We start from the raw sequence: 13,315 nt of genomic DNA on the forward strand, positions 1-13,315 counted from the left end.
TCGCGAGAGCCGCTCTCGACGTTCTTCGCCACGGGCTCGCTCGCTTCGGATGCGGCGACGACGCGCAGCGCTTCCTGGAGATGTAAGCCTCGCCGAGGCTCGTGCGTCATCGGGTCGGAGTTTCGAGATGACCGAGAAGACCCGGGGATGTGCCTGTGCGAGCCCGAAGTCCGAGCACCGCGAGCGCGCGCCGGTCGAAGCCGCGTGTCGCTGCGGCGCGCAGTGCACCTGCGGAGACGCGTGTCGCTGCGGTCCCGAGTGCCAGTGCCCCGCGACGCGTGAACGGCGCTGAGAACAGGCATCGCGTCCGCGCGCGTCGCGAGCCTGATCGCGTGGACTGCCGACCCCGGGCGAGCCGGCGAACGTTCGGGGGGGCTGCTCGACTCGCCCGGGGCCACGTGCACACGGCGCGCTTCGGGGGGTGCGCGCGCGCCGCGACTCGCGGCCGCTCATCTATCCACCGGTTGCGCGACCACAACCGCTGCATGCGAACGATCAGCTCGGCCGCGCGCTTGGATTCCGCACGTGGGGGCCGATGCGAAACGACATGGCGCGTCGCGAGACGATCGAGGAACGACAGCGTGTGATCTTCGAGCGCGAGGACGACGGCACGTGGACCGCGCGTCCTGCTTCCTCGCGCGGCCCGATGGCGCGCGGCGGCAGCATCGCGCAGGCGCGCAAGCGAGTGCGCGAGCTCCTGCGCGGCGACGATCGCGCGCGTCGTGCGCTCGACGTGGTCGACGAGATCCACCTTCCCGCGTCGGGGATCGTCGCCGTGGAGCGGCTCGCGCGCGCGAGAGAGGCGCTCGACTCGGCGGAGCGCGAGGCGGTGACGGTGCTGGTGCGTCGGCTCGGGCTCGGCGTGCGCGAGACGAGCCAGGCGCTCGGGCTCACCATGCGCCGCGTGGTCCACCTCGCGGGCGAGGTCGCGGATCTCGAGGCCGAGGAGAAGTCGGCCCGTCGCGCGCGTCGTGCGCGCGTCGTGCGCTGATCACGCCGAGAGCGCGCGCCGCGCAGCGTCCTCCGCGCTCGTCGCGTAGCCGCGCCCGAAGAGCACGGCGTGCGCGAGCAACGGGAGCAGCTGGTACAGCGGCACGCGCGCCTCGTGCCCCGCGGCGCGGGGGAACGCGTCGTCGTACGCATCGAAGACGCGCTCCGAGAACCCACCGAAGAGCTGCATCATCGCGAGATCGATCTCGCGATGCCCGCCGTACACCGCGGGATCGACGAGCACCGGCGCACCCTGCTCGTCGTGCATCCGGTTGCCGCTCCAGAGATCTCCGTGCAGCCGCGCCGGAGGCTCGGCGGGCCCACAGAGCCGCGGCAGCTCCGCGATCACCCGCTCGACGGCGCGCACCATCGCGGGCGTGCCCGCGCCGCGCGCGACCGCCGCGCGCAGGAGCGGCTCGAGCCGTCGCCGCCCGTAGAACGTGGCCCAGTCGTGCTCGCGCGTGTTGTCCTGCCGGATCGTCGCGAGGAAGTTGTCGTGATCGAGCCCGAAGCCCGGCGCGCCGAGACGATGCAGCGCCGCGAGCCCACGACCGAGCGCCTCGTCCGCGTCGCGCGCCGGACGCGCGCGCTCGATCCACTCGAGCGCGAGGAAGCCCGGCTCGACCGCGAGCACGCGCGGCACCCGCAGCGGTCCTTCCGCGAGCCACGAGAGCCCGCGCGCTTCACATGGGAACACCTCCGCATCGCCCGCGCCGCGCGCCGTCTTCACGAACACGCGCCGCGCGTCCGCGAGCTCCACGCGCCACGCATCGTGGATGTCGCCGCCCGAGACGCGGCTCGCGCTCACGACACGCGCTGCGAGCGCGCGCTCGAGCGCGCTCCAGTCAGAGCCCATGCTTCGTGCGGAGATGCGCGAGCAAACCCGACGATGCGCGCTCGCAGATCTCGAGCACCAGATCGAACTGCCCGCTGTAGTACGGATCGGGCACTTCCGCGTGCAGCGGCGCGTCCGCTTCCCACGTGCGGAACAGGTGGACCTTCGCCTGCTCCGCATCGTCGGGCGCGAGATCGCGCAGCGCCTGCACGTTCCCGCGATCCATCGCGACGATCCAGTCGAAGCGCGCGAAGTCCGCGCTCGTGAAGCGCTGCGCGCGATGGGTGATCGCGATGCCGTGCTGCTCCGCCGTCGCGCGCGTGCGCGGATGCGCGAGCTCGCCGACGTGCCAGTCACCCGTGCCGGCGCTGTCGATCTCGAACCGATGCGCGATCCCCGCCGCCTCGACGTCGCGCCGGAACACCGCCTCGGCCGTCGGCGAGCGACAGATGTTGCCGAGGCACACGAAGCACACCCGCACCACGTCGCCGCTCTTCGCCATCGCTGTCACTCCGTCACGATCACGCGACTGCCACGCACGCCCGTGCCCTCGGTCGACACGCCGTGCCATCCGTCGGGCACCTCGGGCCACGTGTGCCGGAACACCCACTGCGCATCGCGCGGCGCGAGGTTCACGCAGCCGTGCGAGCGCGTGATGCCGAACTGCCCGTGCCAGAACGCTGCGTGCAGCGCGATCGATCCATCGAAGTACTGCGTCCACGGCACGTCTTCGATGCGATAGCGATCGTCGCCCGCTTCGGGCCCGAGGTCCGCCATCGTGTCGGTCACGAACTTCCGTCGGATCGTGAACTCGCCGATCGGCGTGACGTGCCCCTCGACCCCGCTCGACACGAGCGTCGCGTAGATCGGCGTCGCGCCGCGATACACGACGAGCGTCTGCGCCGAGAGATCGACGTGCACCCAGGGCTCGTGGTCCGCGACGCCCGACGGCGGATCCCGAGGCTCCGCGACCGCGACGAACCAGTCGCGCAGATAACGCACCTCGCCGTTCGGTCCGTCGACCACGTGATAGATGCGATCCCCGATCCGCTCGCGTCGCTGCCACGGCACGAGCTCGAGCCGCTCGATCGCCTCTTCGCCCTCGACCTCGATCAAGCGCGTGGTGCCGTCCCCGCGATCACGCCGCGCGAGCGGTCGCGCCGCGCGCACCGTCCACGCGACCGGCAGCGTGCGCGTCTCGTCGAGCTCGATGCCGTGGAACTGCGAGCCCGTGCGCTCCTCGAGCTGCGCTTCCTTCACGTAGCTGCCGCGCACGGTGCGCACGAAGCGACGCTGCGAGCGCACCTCGGTCGCGTTCGACGCGACCCAGAACCCGTGATCGAGCCAGCGCGCGACCTCGCGCGGCGCGCCCGGCTCGTTCGCCAGCTCGCCCGCGCGAAGCCGTGCCGCGCGTCGCTCGTCGTCGCGGAGGAATTCGAGATAGCGCGTCGCGTGCGCGATCGCGGCGCGCTGATCGTCGCGTGATGGGAGCTGGTGCCACTCCGGCACCTGCGGCTCCTTCACGAAGTAGTAGTGATAGGGGAGCGCGCTCTCGAGATCGGGCGCGACCTCGCGCCCGTGATCGGGCGGCGCCTCGGAGACGTCGATGCCGAGCCCCGCGCACGCATACCCGCGCGGCCAGAGCTCGTACCACCCGCTCGCGCACGTCGGCGTCCGCGTGCTCTCGCGCTTCATGCGCAGGTGCGAGCCGACCCGCAGCCATCCCACGATGTTCGCCTCGGGCTCCGGCCGCGCGCGCACGACGAGCTGCGTCTTCGTGACCAGGCCGTGCACCGGGTAGTCGCGATCGAGCATCGCCTGGTGCTCGCGCTCGCGCGCCGCGCGCTCTTCCTCGGACGTCGGCTCGGGCAGCGGCTCGTCGGGCGCGCTCGCGATCTCGGTCGTCGCCGATGCGCTGCTCGGGTCATGCCCCGCGATCGCCGACAGGCCCGCGGTCGCGAGCCCGACGATCGCGACGATGCCCACCAGGATCGTCAGATTGCGACGCATCGCGGGGCCGACGTGAAAGCACGTCCGAGCCGCTGGGTCAACGGGCTCCGAAAAAGCCGCTGCGGCGACCGCGCGCGCGTTTATCATCTCGGCCTCTCGAAGGAGGTGTGCGTGGACAGCCTTCTGGGTCCGGATCTGTTCGTGAACGCCTCGGTGGCAGCGGGCACACCGCCCGAGCACGTGGTGCGTCGTGTGCTCGGCAAGCCGGGGCAGAAGCCGAAGACCACCGACTGGGTGCTCGATCGCGTGCAGGCGATGCTCACCGCGGTGCCGGGGTTCAAGCAGGAAGCGGTCGAGCCGCAGATGAAGTTGATCCGCGACCTCGTGGACATCGTGCCGCTGAAGAGCCCGCCGGCCGCCGATGCGTGGGAGAAGGGGCTCGTCGCGAGCGCGAAGGCGACCGGGCTCAAGCGCGTGATCACGGATCACCCGGATCTCGCCGACAAGACCGAGTCGGATGGTGTGCTCTTCATCTCGTCCGAGGCCTGGCTCGTGGAGCAGACGACGCCCCCGCCGCCGCCTCCGATGGCCAAGAAGAAGTCCTGAGCCCAGAACACGCGTGTGACCTCGTCCTCTGCCAGCACCTCGCGACCCCCGGCGCGCCGCTTCGACGGCCGCTTCGTCGCGATCGCATTCGTCGCGTTCATCCTGATCGTCGCGTCGGTCGCGTGGGTCATCCACCTGCAGAACATCCGCGCGCGATCGCAGGCGCGAGATGCGGCCGAGGCGGCCGAAGCGGTGGAGCAGGGCGCGACCCCGCCGAGCGAGTAGCGTGATCGTGCGCGCGGCCCTCGTCGTTCGAGCGGCCCGTGCGCACGATCACCTCGTGCTACATCCCTCGGACGCTCGATGACGTTCTTCTCGCTCCATGCGCCCGACCGCGCCGAGACACCGGTCGTGGTCGAGGTCCCGCACGCGGGACTGGCGATCCCCGAGCGCGTCGCGTCCTCGCTGATCGTCCCGCGCGACGCGGTGCTGCGCGACTCCGATCTCTACGTCGATCGCATCTGGGACGACGCGCCGGCGCACGGCGCGACGCTCCTCGTCGCGAAGGTCTCGCGCTACGTCATCGATCTGAACCGCGCGCCCGACGACGTCGATCGCGACACCGTGCCCGATCATCCCGCGCCGCGTCCGACCCAGGCGCGCGGTGTGGTGTGGCGCGTGACGACGGATGGACGTCCCGCGCTCCGCAGCCCGCTGCGCTACGCGGATCTGCGCGATCGCCTCGACGCGTTCCACGACCCGTATCACCGCGCGCTGCGCGACACGCTGGAGCAGAAGCGCGATCGTTTCGGCTACGCGATCCTCGTCGCCGCGCACTCGATGCCGTCGACCTCTCGCGATGGTGCGACGCGCCGCGCCGACGTGGTGCCCGGGACGCGCGGCCGCACCAGCGCCGATCCGCGCGTCATCGACGTGGTCGAGCGTCACTTCCGCGCCGCGGGCCTGAGCGTGCGCCACGACGATCCGTATCGCGGCGGATGGACCACCGGGCACTACGGGCGGCCCGACGAGGGCGTCCACGCGATCCAGATCGAGCTCAACCGCGCGCTCTACGTCGAGGAGACGAGCAGCCGCCCGAAGGACGCAGAGCTCGCGTGGCTGCGCGATCTCGCGGGCACCTTGCTCGATCGCCTCGCCCACATCGACCTCGCACGCCGCTGAGCGGGAACCGTCGCGGAGGCGCGCGGTCGGAGCACGGCGTATGGATCACGAGGTCGCGGCGCTCCGTCCTTCGTCGCCCAGCTGGTGGAAGGGCGTGGTGCTCGGGGAGCTCGCGCTGGCGGTGCTCGCGCTCGAGGTGAGCGTCGCGTCGAACGCGCTCGATGCGCCCGCGATCGGGATCGAGTTCCTGCTCACGCGGGGCGCGCTGCTCGTCGTGCCGTTCGGCGCGCTGATGGGCGCGGTCGCGCCGCTGGTTCGTCGTCACCGCGCGCCGGCGCTCTGGGCACTGACGCTGCTGACGGTCGCGACGGTCGCTTTCGTGATGCTACGGGTGTCGTACGACGCGCCGGTCGCTCGGGCCCTCGAGGACGTCGCGCTCGGGCTCGCGTGGCTCGCGCTGCCGGTCGCGATCAGCGCGATGCTCTACGTGCGATGGACGCCGAGCCCGACGCGGACGCAGGACCTCGACGCGCTCGTCAGCACGTTCGAGTGATCAGCGAGCGACCGGAGCTTCCATCGCCGCGCTCTCGCCGGAGCGGATCTCGAGGCGATACCGGCTGTTCGCGGTCTGGATGTAGTAGATCTCGCGGCCGCAGATCCGAAGCACGCGCTTCACCGGAGTGGTCACGTACTCGTGCAGGCCGTCGGGGAACTCGATCACCAGGACGCTGCCCTTGCGCGGCGGTCGCAACAGCCGGCCGATGACGGCCCGACCGGGCTTGCGTCCTACCTTGCGCAAGACGACGTCCACGATTCGCAAGCTAGCACGAGACGCTGGTCGGGCAAAAGCCCCTCGTGCAGCGTTCCAGTGAGGTTGCGCGGTTCCGGGGGCAAGGCTAGAGGGCCGCGCCATGCACGTGATGCACGGCGAGATCGGCTGGATCGAGCTGATCTGCGGGCCGATGTTCAGCGGGAAGTCCGAGGAGCTGATCCGCCGCCTCAAGCGCGCCGCCATCGCGCGTCAACCGCTGCAGATCTTCAAGCCCCGGATCGATGACCGCTATCACGAGACGCGGATCGTCTCGCACTCGGATCACTCGATCGAGGCGGTCGCGGTGTCGAGCTCGGACGAGATCGCGCGGGCGGTGCACTCGGAGACGCGCGTCGTCGGGATCGACGAGGTGCAGTTCTTCGACGCGGGGATCGTGCAGGTCGCCGAGCGCCTCGCCGACGCGGGCATGCGCGTCGTCTGCGCGGGGCTCGATCAGGACTACACGGGCAAGCCGTTCGAGCCGGTGCCGGCGCTGCTGTGCATCGCGGAGTACGTCACGAAGACGCTCGCGATCTGCAGCCGGTGCGGTCAGCCCGCGGGTCGATCGCAGCGCATGATCTCCAGCGGCGATCGCGTGCTCGTCGGCGCGAAGGACGCGTACGAGCCGCGCTGTCGGCGCTGTCACTCCCCCCGCGCCGAGCCGAGCACCGAGCGCTTGTTCTGAAGCCGCGCTCAGCGAGCGCGGAGCGCGAAGCGGAACGACACCACGAGGCGCGAGGCGCCCATTGTCTGCCGCACTGCTCCGAGCGTCGGCGCGAGGCACGCGGCGACGCGCGCTCCGTCGAGCCGCACGACGTCGCTCGCGAAGCGATCGCGCGCGGCGACCTCGGTGGTGCCGCCGTCGAAGTCGATCACGACGTCGGCCTCGCCTTCGTCGGCGGGGAGATCGGCGCACGTCGTGACGGTCGCGATCGCGTTCCACGCGGCCGCCTCGAGCGCCTCGTCGCGAGGGCAGGGCACCGGCCCACGCCGCTGCGGCACGCCATCGCACCGAAGATAGGCGACCCGTCCACGCACGAGCTGCAGCGCGGAAGCGGCGCTCGGCGTCGTGCGCGGGCTCGGTGAAGGGGCGGCCGCGGCGACCGGCGGAGGCGGCGCGCTCGGGGGCTCGGGCGTCGGCTCCACGACCTCGAGGACCTCCTCGGGCTCGACGACCTCGGCGACTTCGGTCGGCTCCGCGACACCGACGGCTTCGGTGGTCTCGGTCTCGGTCGCAGCCTCGGCCTCGGCCTCGGCCCCCGCCCGGCTCTCCGACCCCGACTCGGACCCCGACTCCGTCGAGGACTCGTGCCGCCCGTACGTTCCCCACCTCGCCAGCCCGAGCCCCGTCGCGAGCGCGATCACGCCCACGAACACCAGGAGCGCGGGGCGCGGCTGGTCCTCGCGCGGGGTCGGAACTCGCACCGGGATCGACACGGCCGCGCCGTGATGACACGGGGCCTTCCGCCGTTCCAGCCCGCCATCAGCGTGATTGATCTTCGTCGGCCGACCGGCCTATCCTCGCGGTCTCGAGGGGGGAAACGCGCGGATGTTCCGGCTCAGGTTCTGGGGAGTCCGCGGAAGCATCCCGGTGCCGGGCCCCGACACCGCGGAGATCGGCGGCAACACGAGCTGCGTCGAGGTTCGATGCGGCGCGTCCCGCATCATCTTCGACGGCGGCACCGGCCTGCGCCTGCTCGGCAACTCGTGGCTGCGCGACATGCCGCTCACCGCGCATCTCTTCTTCAGCCACGTGCACTGGGATCACATCCAGGGCTTCCCGTTCTTCGCGCCCGCGTTCGTGCCCGGCAACACGATCCACATGTACGGCGCCGCGAACGTGACGGGCACCGTCGAGACCGCGCTCGCCGGTCAGATGGAGACGCCGAACTTCCCGGTGCACCTCACGACGCTGCCCGCGTCGCTGCAGTTCCACGATCTGCGCGAGGGCGAGACGGTCACGATCGACGACGACGTGCGCGTGACGAGCGCCGCGGGCAATCACCCCGGCGGCGTCTTCGCGTACCGCGTCGACTACAAGGGCCACTCGGTCGTGTACGCGACCGACACCGAGCACTACTCGATCCCCGACCCGAAGCTCGTCGCGCTCGCGCGCGATGCCGACGTGCTCGTGTTCGACACGATGTACACGCCGGAGGAGTACTCGGGCGAGCGCGGTGGGAGCCCGAAGACGGGCTGGGGACACTCGCACTTCGAAGCCGGTGTCGCGCTGGTGAAGGCCGCGGGCGTGAAGAAGTACGTGCTCTTCCATCACGACCCGACGCAGACCGACGCGATGGTGCGCGAGAAGGAGCGACGCGCGCGCGAGCTCTTCGCGGACTCGCTGGCCGCGTACGAAGGCCTCGTGATCGACATGCTCTGAGCGGCGCGACCCACGCGGTGGATCGCCCTCGTGGCGACGATCGCGTCGCGCCTGCATCGGCCCACACGCGTGCTCGCCGCGGCAACCTGCCGCGGCGGCTTCTCTGCTCGCGCGGCGCGGCTGCGCGGCCGTGAGAATTCGCCTGGTTCTCCGCGAATTTGCGACATCTCCGCGTGGGCATGCCCGGTGCACAGCGACGGTGCGCCGAACGGAGGCCGCTCATGTCGTCGCTCGTCCGCACCACCTCGCAGCTCGACCGCTACCGCCACGATCTCCGCGGCGTCGAGCAGCTCGATCCCGAGACCGAGCGCGAGCTCGCGCGCCGCTGGGCCGCGGGCGACGAGGCCGCGGGCTCCAAGCTCGTCGAGGCGAGCCTGCCCTTCGTGATCCGCATCGCGAAGGAGTACCGCCGCTGGGGCGTGCCGCTCGAGGACCTCATCCAGCAGGGCAACCTCGGCCTGTTGCGCGCCGCCGCGAAGTACGACCCGAGCAAGGAGTGCCGGCTCGTGACCTACGCGGTCTACTGGATCCGCGCCGAGATCCGCGAGTACGTGATCCGCAGCTATCGCATCGTGCGACTCGGCACGACGCGCACCGAGCGTCGCGCGCTCCGCAGCTTCCGCCGCACCGGCGTCGACTCGGTCGAGGAGCTCGCGGCCCGCTCCGGCATGCCGCTCGCGCGATGCGAGAAGCTCTGGCCGCTGCTCTCGCAGGGCGACGTCTCGCTCGACGCGACCTACGACGATCAGTCGTCGGCGCTCGATCGCCTCTCGGGCATCGTGGTCTCGCCCGAGGAAGAGGTCGCGCGTCGCGCCGAGATCCGCGGCGTGCGCGAGGTGCTCGACGACGCGCTGGCGAAGCTGAGCGATCGCGAGCGGCGAATCGTCGAGGCGCGTGTGCTCTCGGACGAACCGATCACGCTCGAGGCGCTCGGCGTCGAGATGGGCGTGAGCAAGGAGCGCGTGCGTCAGCTCGAGGAGCGCGCGTGCTCGCGCCTGCGCACCGCGCTCGCCGCGTATCAGCCGATGGCGGCGTGATCACCGCGGCGGCGGGAGCGACTCGGGACGCACTGCCGCCGCGAGCCGATCGAGCAGATCGGCGAGGCGGAACGCGGGGCCGTGGCGCCACTCGCCGTTCCACATCGCGATCTTGCGCGTGAAGGGCTCGCCGAGCGCGAGCTGCACCTCGAGCGCGGGGCGCGGCTCGTCGGGAAGGCCCTGCGCGCGCACCGGACGCAGCAGCCAGACGCCGGACCACACGAGCGCCTCGAGCAGCGTCTGCATCGGCATCGCGCCCATCAGCGTGCGACGCGTCGACGGCACGGCTTGTCCCGCCGGGCGCACCACGACGATGCGATCGCCGTTGCCGAAGATCTCCATGCGCTGCGAGCCGTGCACCGGCGAGTCGTGCGGCGTCCACGTCACGACGAGGTTGCCGCGGCGATCGGGCTGGTGGACGAGCTGCTCGAGCATCGTCACGAACGGCAGGTGCTCGGGCGCGGGCTCGCGGCCGAGCCGGAACGCGATCCACTCCGCCGCGAAGTCGAGCGCGCTCGCCGCGTGCGGCAGATCCTCGCGCGCTGCCTGCACCGCCTCGAGCCCGTCGGCGCCGAGCAGCTCGAGCGCGTCGAGCGCCTTCCATCCGAGCGTCGCGTCGGCGCCGGGCACGAGCACGCGCGCGAAGCGACGTGCTGCGTACGCTGCGCCACCACGACCGAGCTGACGCAGTCGATCGACGGTGCTCGCGCTGCCTCCGAGCAGCATCGCGTCGAGCTCGGCCTCGAGCGCGTCGTCGATGCCGGCCTCGCGCAGCGAGCGCGCCCGCGACACCACGATCGATGCGACACCGGTCTGCGCGACGGTGTCGTCGGGCGCCTTCCACGCGCGCATCCCGCCCGCGCCGCGGATCGCGTCGTACGCGAACGCGATCGACCACGCGCCCGCGCCGCGTCGATCGAACGCGAACGAGAGATCGAGCCAGGTGCGCACCGACTCGTTCGGCATCACGCGCACGAACGCGTCGGGCGCGTGCAGCACGTTCACGTCGGCGAACGACACGCGGATGTACGGGCGATCGGGCTTCGGCGGCGACACCCGCAGACTGCGCGGATAGCCCTTCTGGAAGCCGAACACCCAGATCGGCGTGAGCCCGCGGTTCTCGCACACGAGCTCGAGCGCGATGCTGCTGCCCGCCTCGAGCTCGCCGGGCGGCGGACGCAGCCCGAAACGAACCCCACGAACGGGCTCGCCCCACACCACGCCGTCGACCGCGCCGCGCTCACCGACCATCCGCGCAGCGTATCAGGAGCGTGTGCTCGATCAGTACGTGTACGAGCCGCCGCCGCCCTGCTCGGTGGGAGTGGCCTGCATGACCGGCGCGCTGAGGATCCAGTTACACGTGCCACCGCACTGCATCATGTAGACGGCGCGATAGCCGCAACCTTCGGCGACGCGCTGGCCCTGCACGCCCTGCTGGACGTCGACGTACTGCGGGCCGCAGTTGAGATCGATCGCCGCTTGCTGGGCGAGATCGGGCAGCGCCACCCAGCTGCAGATCTGACCGTAGGGGCCGGGGCGGCAGCTCAGCACGTAGTCGCGCATCGCGTTGCAGCCCGAGACTGCGTAGACGTCGCGCGCCATTCCGACGACCGAGATCGTGTCGGCCTCGGTGCAGCCGAACGTGTTCTCGAACTCGCGCGCGAGCGACTCGAGACGTCGCGGCGTCGCCTGGTCGCCGGGATACTGCTGCACCTGGAGCGCCGCACGCGCACCACCGCCGCATCCGACGAGCATCGAGAGAGCGATCGAGAGTGCGAGCGTCGTGATGCGTGCGTGGGTCATGGCGGGCCGCTGGATACCACGCTCTGTACGGGGACGGAACCACCGCTCTTCCCGCGCGGATCGAGGGGTCTAGATCGTCTCCACGGCATGGGACTCGAGACGTATCGCCAGAAACGCGACTTCGCGCGCACGCCCGAGCCGAGCGGCAAGGTGCGCAAGAAGAAGGGCTGGTCCTTCGTCGTGCAGAAGCACGCAGCGTCGCGCCTGCACTACGACTTCCGGCTCGAGCTCGACGGAGTGCTCCTCAGCTGGTCGGTGCCGAAGGGCCCGAGCTACGACGTCGAGGAGAAGCGCCTCGCGGTGCAGACCGAGGATCATCCGGTCGAGTACGGCACGTTCGAAGGGACCATCCCGGAGGGCGAGTACGGCGGCGGCACCGTGATGCTGTGGGATCGCGGCACGTGGGAGCCGGTCGGCGATCCGCGCGAGGGCATGGAGGAGGGCAAGCTCGACTTCGTGCTGCACGGCGAGCGCCTCGAGGGACGCTGGACGCTGGTGCGGCTCAAGCCGCGCGCCGAGGATCGTGGTCGCGCGAATTGGTTGCTGTTCAAACGATCGGACGAGCACGTCGCGGAGCACGAGGGAGAGGAGATCACCGACGTCGCGCAGACGAGCGTGAAGAGCGGTCGATCGATGGACGAGATCGCCAGCGCGAAAGGGCGCTCGCGCAAGGTCTGGCACTCGAGCCGCGCCGCGAGCGAGGGCGCGCCGACCGCGAAGGCGCGCATCCGCGCGGCCGCGAGAGAAGGGCGCGCGAAGCAGGCGGCGAAGACGGTGCGCGCGCCCGCCGAGCCCGCGACGAAGAAGAAGGCGACGACGAAGCCGCGCGCGCACACGCCGGCGCGCAAGTGGGACGTCGCACCGCGCGAGGGCGCGTATCGAGGTCCGACGCGCGCGACGCGCCGCGACACCGGCGAGCGGGAGAAGGTCGCGGGCATCGGGATCAGCAACGGCGGGCGCGTCGTCGATCCCGCGAGCGGCGCCACGAAGATCGAGGTCGCGCGCTACTACGCCGAGGTCGCGCCCTTGCTCCTCGCGCACGCGACCGATCGCCCGCTCGCGATCGTGCGCTGTCCCGAGGGCGCGCAAGGGCAGTGCTTCTATCAGAAGCACGCGCTGCCCGGGATGAGCGCGAACATCCACGTCGCGCAGGCGCCGTGGGGCGAAGAGGTGCTCTCGGTGCGCACGCCGTCGGGCGTGGTCGAGCTCGCGCAGTTCGGCGCGATCGAGCTGCACGGCTGGGGCGCGCGCGTCGACGCGATCGAGAAGCCGGACTGGATCGTGATGGACCTCGATCCCGCGGAGGACGTCGGCTTCGCGAAGGTCGTCGAGGGCGCGCTCACGCTGCGCGAGCGGCTCTCGTCGATCGGCCTCGAGTCGTTCGTGAAGACGACCGGCGGCAAGGGCCTCCACGTCGTGCTCCCGCTCGTGCGCCGGCACGGCTGGGACGTGGTGAAGGACTTCTCGCACGCGCTCGCGCTCGACATCAGCCATCGCGCACCGGACCGCTATCTCGCCGAGATGTCGAAGTCGAAGCGCAAGGGGCGCATCTTCGTCGACTACCTGCGCAACGGTCGCGGGAACACCGCGATCCTGCCCTACTCGGCGCGCGCGAGAGACGGTCTGCCGGTCGCGATGCCGCTCGCGTGGTCGGAGATCGAGAAGGTCACTCCCGATCAGTTCGACGTGCGCAGCGCGCCGAAGTGGATCGCGAAGCGCCGCCGCGATCCGTGGGCCGCGATGCGCAGCGTGAGGCAGTCGATCACGCGCGAGATGCTCGACGCCCTCGCCGCATGATCGGCGATGAGGCCGTATGCGTCATGGCGCGCGTCCCCTCG

At 71.3% G+C, this 13,315-nt stretch carries 16 protein-coding genes; 9 read left to right on the forward strand and 7 right to left on the reverse strand.

Annotated elements, in window-relative coordinates; genetic code table 11:
- Positions 1 to 547: 547 nt before the first annotated feature.
- Positions 548 to 991, forward strand: a complete 444-nt coding sequence (locus I5071_RS03110; protein WP_236603874.1) for a hypothetical protein — start codon at positions 548 to 550, stop codon at positions 989 to 991.
- Here I5071_RS03110 and I5071_RS03115 read toward each other — a convergent pair whose 3' ends face one another.
- The 3 genes from I5071_RS03115 to I5071_RS03125 are packed head-to-tail and all read right to left on the reverse strand — an operon-like array spanning position 992 to position 3,835.
- The gene (locus I5071_RS03115; RefSeq protein ID WP_236603875.1) at positions 992 to 1,846 is read right to left on the reverse strand and encodes a fructosamine kinase family protein; all 855 of its coding nucleotides are present in this window, start codon (positions 1,844 to 1,846) and stop codon (positions 992 to 994) included.
- Positions 1,836 to 2,327, reverse strand: a complete 492-nt coding sequence (locus I5071_RS03120; protein ID WP_236603876.1) for a low molecular weight protein-tyrosine-phosphatase — start codon at positions 2,325 to 2,327, stop codon at positions 1,836 to 1,838. Before I5071_RS03120 ends, I5071_RS03115 begins: the two co-directional genes overlap by 11 nt.
- Before the next feature lie 5 nt (positions 2,328 to 2,332).
- Complete coding sequence (locus I5071_RS03125) at positions 2,333 to 3,835, reverse strand: L,D-transpeptidase (protein ID WP_236603877.1); 1,503 nt, start codon at positions 3,833 to 3,835, stop codon at positions 2,333 to 2,335.
- Positions 3,836 to 3,946: 111 nt separating this feature from the next.
- Here I5071_RS03125 and I5071_RS03130 point away from each other — a divergent pair, with 111 nt between their 5' ends.
- From I5071_RS03130 to I5071_RS03145, 4 genes are all read left to right on the forward strand, one after another.
- Positions 3,947 to 4,381 (forward strand): hypothetical protein, encoded by a 435-nt coding sequence (locus tag I5071_RS03130; RefSeq protein ID WP_236603878.1) that lies wholly within the window; start codon positions 3,947 to 3,949, stop codon positions 4,379 to 4,381.
- 15 nt (positions 4,382 to 4,396) lie between these two features.
- A complete protein-coding gene (locus tag I5071_RS03135) occupies positions 4,397 to 4,606 on the forward strand; it encodes a hypothetical protein (RefSeq protein ID WP_236603879.1) in 210 nt (69 codons plus the stop codon).
- Between the two features lie 78 nt (positions 4,607 to 4,684).
- Positions 4,685 to 5,503 carry an N-formylglutamate amidohydrolase gene (locus I5071_RS03140; RefSeq protein ID WP_236603880.1) on the forward strand — a complete coding sequence of 273 codons (819 nt, stop codon included), beginning with the start codon at positions 4,685 to 4,687 and terminating at the stop codon, positions 5,501 to 5,503.
- Between the two features lie 40 nt (positions 5,504 to 5,543).
- Positions 5,544 to 5,996 (forward strand): hypothetical protein, encoded by a 453-nt coding sequence (locus I5071_RS03145; RefSeq protein WP_236603881.1) that lies wholly within the window; start codon positions 5,544 to 5,546, stop codon positions 5,994 to 5,996.
- On the opposite strand, the gene I5071_RS03150 is transcribed toward I5071_RS03145, so the two are convergent.
- A complete protein-coding gene (locus I5071_RS03150) occupies positions 5,997 to 6,254 on the reverse strand; it encodes a hypothetical protein (protein WP_053235737.1) in 258 nt (85 codons plus the stop codon).
- A gap of 100 nt (positions 6,255 to 6,354) precedes the next feature.
- On the opposite strand from I5071_RS03150, the gene I5071_RS03155 reads away from it, so the two are divergent.
- A complete protein-coding gene (locus I5071_RS03155; RefSeq protein ID WP_236603882.1) occupies positions 6,355 to 6,939 on the forward strand; it encodes a thymidine kinase in 585 nt (194 codons plus the stop codon).
- Between the two features lie 8 nt (positions 6,940 to 6,947).
- On the opposite strand, the gene I5071_RS03160 is transcribed toward I5071_RS03155, so the two are convergent.
- Positions 6,948 to 7,679 carry a hypothetical protein gene (locus I5071_RS03160; RefSeq protein WP_236603883.1) on the reverse strand — a complete coding sequence of 244 codons (732 nt, stop codon included), beginning with the start codon at positions 7,677 to 7,679 and terminating at the stop codon, positions 6,948 to 6,950.
- A gap of 124 nt (positions 7,680 to 7,803) precedes the next feature.
- On the opposite strand from I5071_RS03160, the gene I5071_RS03165 reads away from it, so the two are divergent.
- Positions 7,804 to 8,637 (forward strand): MBL fold metallo-hydrolase, encoded by an 834-nt coding sequence (locus I5071_RS03165; protein ID WP_236603884.1) that lies wholly within the window; start codon positions 7,804 to 7,806, stop codon positions 8,635 to 8,637.
- Between the two features lie 221 nt (positions 8,638 to 8,858).
- Entirely contained in the window at positions 8,859 to 9,674 is an 816-nt protein-coding gene (locus I5071_RS03170) for a sigma-70 family RNA polymerase sigma factor (protein WP_236603885.1), read from the forward strand.
- Here I5071_RS03170 and I5071_RS03175 read toward each other — a convergent pair whose 3' ends face one another.
- Positions 9,675 to 10,925, reverse strand: a complete 1,251-nt coding sequence (locus tag I5071_RS03175) for a hypothetical protein (RefSeq protein ID WP_236603886.1) — start codon at positions 10,923 to 10,925, stop codon at positions 9,675 to 9,677. It abuts the gene before it with no gap.
- A 30-nt stretch (positions 10,926 to 10,955) separates the two neighbouring features.
- On the reverse strand, positions 10,956 to 11,477 hold the full coding sequence (locus I5071_RS03180) for a hypothetical protein (RefSeq protein WP_236603887.1): 522 nt from the start codon (positions 11,475 to 11,477) through the stop codon (positions 10,956 to 10,958).
- Between the two features lie 87 nt (positions 11,478 to 11,564).
- On the opposite strand from I5071_RS03180, the gene ligD reads away from it, so the two are divergent.
- Entirely contained in the window at positions 11,565 to 13,274 is a 1,710-nt protein-coding gene (gene ligD, locus I5071_RS03185) for a non-homologous end-joining DNA ligase (protein WP_236603888.1), read from the forward strand.
- The last annotated feature ends 41 nt before the right edge of the window (positions 13,275 to 13,315 follow it).

Source organism: Sandaracinus amylolyticus, assembly GCF_021631985.1.
In the GTDB taxonomy this organism is placed as follows: Bacteria; Myxococcota_A; Polyangia; order Polyangiales; family Sandaracinaceae; genus Sandaracinus; species Sandaracinus amylolyticus_A.

Coding starts and splice junctions, on each gene's coding strand:
- I5071_RS03110 (WP_236603874.1), top strand. CDS start 548: ATGGCGCGTCGCGAGACGATCGAGGAACGACAGCGTGTGATCTTCGAG.
- I5071_RS03115 (WP_236603875.1), bottom strand. CDS start 1,846: ATGGGCTCTGACTGGAGCGCGCTCGAGCGCGCGCTCGCAGCGCGTGTC.
- I5071_RS03120 (WP_236603876.1), bottom strand. CDS start 2,327: ATGGCGAAGAGCGGCGACGTGGTGCGGGTGTGCTTCGTGTGCCTCGGC.
- I5071_RS03125 (WP_236603877.1), bottom strand. CDS start 3,835: ATGCGTCGCAATCTGACGATCCTGGTGGGCATCGTCGCGATCGTCGGG.
- I5071_RS03140 (WP_236603880.1), top strand. CDS start 4,685: ATGACGTTCTTCTCGCTCCATGCGCCCGACCGCGCCGAGACACCGGTC.
- I5071_RS03145 (WP_236603881.1), top strand. CDS start 5,544: ATGGATCACGAGGTCGCGGCGCTCCGTCCTTCGTCGCCCAGCTGGTGG.
- I5071_RS03155 (WP_236603882.1), top strand. CDS start 6,355: ATGCACGTGATGCACGGCGAGATCGGCTGGATCGAGCTGATCTGCGGG.
- I5071_RS03165 (WP_236603884.1), top strand. CDS start 7,804: ATGTTCCGGCTCAGGTTCTGGGGAGTCCGCGGAAGCATCCCGGTGCCG.
- I5071_RS03170 (WP_236603885.1), top strand. CDS start 8,859: ATGTCGTCGCTCGTCCGCACCACCTCGCAGCTCGACCGCTACCGCCAC.
- I5071_RS03175 (WP_236603886.1), bottom strand. CDS start 10,925: ATGGTCGGTGAGCGCGGCGCGGTCGACGGCGTGGTGTGGGGCGAGCCC.
- I5071_RS03180 (WP_236603887.1), bottom strand. CDS start 11,477: ATGACCCACGCACGCATCACGACGCTCGCACTCTCGATCGCTCTCTCG.
- ligD (WP_236603888.1), top strand. CDS start 11,565: ATGGGACTCGAGACGTATCGCCAGAAACGCGACTTCGCGCGCACGCCC.